Annotated in this window: 2 protein-coding genes; one reads left to right on the forward strand and one right to left on the reverse strand. The window is 57.5% G+C overall.

The window, feature by feature from the left end:
• The coding region (locus tag JHD07_RS36845; protein ID WP_291631132.1) for an IS110 family transposase at positions 1 to 1,017 on the reverse strand (1,017 nt) is incomplete at its 3' end.
• Positions 1,018 to 1,565: 548 nt separating this feature from the next.
• On the opposite strand from JHD07_RS36845, the gene JHD07_RS36850 reads away from it, so the two are divergent.
• Positions 1,566 to 1,877 (forward strand): response regulator, encoded by a 312-nt coding sequence (locus tag JHD07_RS36850; RefSeq protein WP_245265992.1) that lies wholly within the window; start codon positions 1,566 to 1,568, stop codon positions 1,875 to 1,877.
• Positions 1,878 to 2,939 lie beyond the last annotated feature (1,062 nt).

Here is a 2,939-nt window from a genome sequence, read left to right on the forward strand (position 1 = left end):
AGGAGGGGGCAATCCCTTGTGACGCTGAGGGGGCAGTTTTCCATGGCGCGCGACAGCGAGCTTGCGCGCCAGGGCGACTTTTGCGCGCTTCGAGCCTCTTCGCTTGGCGACATCCATCCCCCAGCGCTTGAGTTTTGAGAACCGCGTGATGCGCGATAGCAGAACGTTCGCGGCTTCATACAACACCGTCCGCACCGTCTCATCGCCAGCAAGCGTGATTCCGCCCGTGACGTCCTTTTCTCCCGATTGATACTTCTTTGGCGTGAGCCCGAACAGCGCGCCTGCTGCCTTTGATTTTACGATACGATGAGGATCATCAATCGCCGATTTGTAGGTGATGGCAACTAGGGGACCAACGCCTGGGACTGTCATAAGCCGGCGGCAGACCGCATCGTCGCGCACAATTGCCAGCACAGCCTTGTGTAGCCTTCCGTATTCTGCCTTCAGGGCTGACCGCGCCGAAAGCATCGCACCGGCAATGCGCTCCAATGTCGCCTGACCCGCAACCAACTCTCGAATCCGCGCTTCGAAATTCCTTCTCGTCACCGGGCCAGTCTTCAGACCGAAGCCGCGCAAAATCCCTCGGATACTTAATTCTACATCGATCAGCCGCCCGAGAAGCTGTTTGCGTGCGATCAGGAGTGCCCGGATTTCTTGCGCATCGACCGACTTTGCGTGCACCGGCCGAAACCATCCCATCCGGATCAACTGGGCGATCCCGCGCGCATCCTTGCGGTCCGTCTTGACCGTCATTGCAGACAATGCGGCCTTCACGTGCCGCGTTTCCAGCAGAACCGTCTCAAATCCTGCGCCTTTCAGGCCCGCATGCAGCCATTGTGACAGCGGTCCAGCCTCGAGCCCAATACGCTTCATTGCAAAGCCGAGCGTCTCAAAAAACTCAACCAAGGCGTCGGGTTCGCTTGCGACCTTCGCTTCCTTCAAGACCTTGCCCTGGGCGTCCACAACGCACACGCTCGACAGTTCCAATGACACGTCGATTCCGGCATAATTTTCCACGGCTGTCCTCCGTCTCCAGATGCTTGGGGCCGACTCAAGTCCTGACCCCGTTTCATCATCTATCGGGGGACAGCCACCATCATGACCCCTTGCTCGGAGCCGGGCCCATTACGGCATCTAGTTGGAGTCGACCTGAATCGGGGATTCCCGGTTTAGGGCCGGCATATCGTCTATCCGGCTGCAATCCAGGGGAGCTCAACCATCATTCATGTGAGCTTCAATCTCTGCCTGGCGCGCGCGCTTTAGTACCGCCTGGCGAAGCGCCCAAACGGCAGGAGCTTTGCCTTGTCCCTGAGTTGACGTGCTTCTTTCAAGCAGGCGTTCTTTGCGGGAGTCGGACATCTCTGCTCCGTTCCTGGATAGGCCGAGCGCGATCATCGTCCTACCGCCGAGAGTAGCCAACGGCAGAGCAGCGATGTGTGGCAACCTCCAAGCCTTGCGCTAGTTCCACCCTGCGATGCCCATGGTCGAATCGGAACGGCCGATCACTGTGTGGGTTGTTGAAAGAGGTCCTCCAATGCCCCAACATACTGTCTTAGTTGTAGATGATGATGCAAATTGTCCTCGACGTAATGGCGGACATGTTGGAAGACTTGGGCTGCGAAGTCATTTGTGCGCATAGTGGCGCTGAAGCTCTGGATGTGCTTCGCAGAACTCAGCGAATTTCGATCACCGACATCAACATGCCGGAAATGGACGGACACGAGCTTGCAGAAGGGGCCACGCGGCTGCGTCCGGCTCTCAAGGTCTTGCAGCTATCGGGACGTGAGAAACGGCGTGATGGCTTTCCTTTGCTGCGAAAACCTTTTTCGCAAGATGACCTTGCTCAGGTAATGCAAAAGACCACAGGTGTTTGCTAGCCCAAAAGGCGCGATAAACAATGAGCAAGTTGATCGATCGGAGACGGCTTTTGGAGGGAGAGGTGATCCTTGAAGGCCTCCGGAACACCCTCCGCGCCGTACCCGCTAGCGAATGCAAAAGGCACTCCATGCTCGCTTAGTACCTGAGCAATGGCTTCAGAACTGTCGTTGCCGAGTTTCACATCTAGAATGGCAGCACGATGCCGGCTGCGCAAGCGAGCTCCAGGCCGGTCGCCAGATTGCTGGCTTCGCCGGCCACGGTGACCGAGTTCGCTCAACATATCCGCGATCATCATCCGGATAAGGGATTCGTCTTCTACAAGCGGTACCGATGCCATCCGGATCCCCCGAAGGATCATCCGGTCGGATTACCGCAACCTATTAGCGCTAAGCTTTTGGCCTAACGTTGGCCGGATGTCTATGAGCCCTTCCATTTCACGCTGGCTGCGAAGGCCTTCAGACCTTCGGACCGTAATTCGGTCAGGGTGTGCTTGCCCGCTTCGGCGGCGTCAAGAAGTTGTTGAGCTACCCGATTGCGTAGTTCGTGGTCGCCGCGTTAGGCAGCTGCCGGCAAACTTTCTCAAGAATAACTTCGATGTTCGACTTTACTCGGTCGGACAGCGTCATCTTACTTCGTTCCGCTTGGGGAACTATTCACGATGATATCTGTTCTGGAGTGAAGGCCGGGCTATGCCCCATTATGCGTTGCAGCAAGGAGTTTGCATGGTCGGGAAGCGGCGACGCATCAAACATAGCAAGTCCTTCAAAGAGCGCCTCCTTGAAGAAGCTGCAAAATTTCGGGACGCCGCAGAGCAACTGCCCCCCGGCTTCGAGCGAGAGCTATTGATGAAGCGTGTCCGCCAGGCCGAGGCCGCTACGCAGTTCGAGGACTGGCTGCGGTCTCCCGGGGCCCCGGCGTCTAAAGTATCAGGCGCACTCAAGAAACTCTCGCGTAAGGCCACCAAGGCAGACGCTGCCCCTGCCCCGACGCTTACACATCGATAGACCCCCGCGGGTCACTTCAAATTCCTCCGGGTGCGGTCAGTCAAACTCCTCCACCCC

It is taken from the genome of Bradyrhizobium sp. (assembly GCF_016462955.1).
Lineage (GTDB): Bacteria > Pseudomonadota > Alphaproteobacteria > Rhizobiales > Xanthobacteraceae > Bradyrhizobium.

What these genes read in the sequence shown, in the direction of transcription:
- JHD07_RS36850 (WP_245265992.1), top strand. Translation starts at nt 1,566, where the DNA reads ATGATGCAAATTGTCCTCGACGTAATGGCGGACATGTTGGAAGACTTG.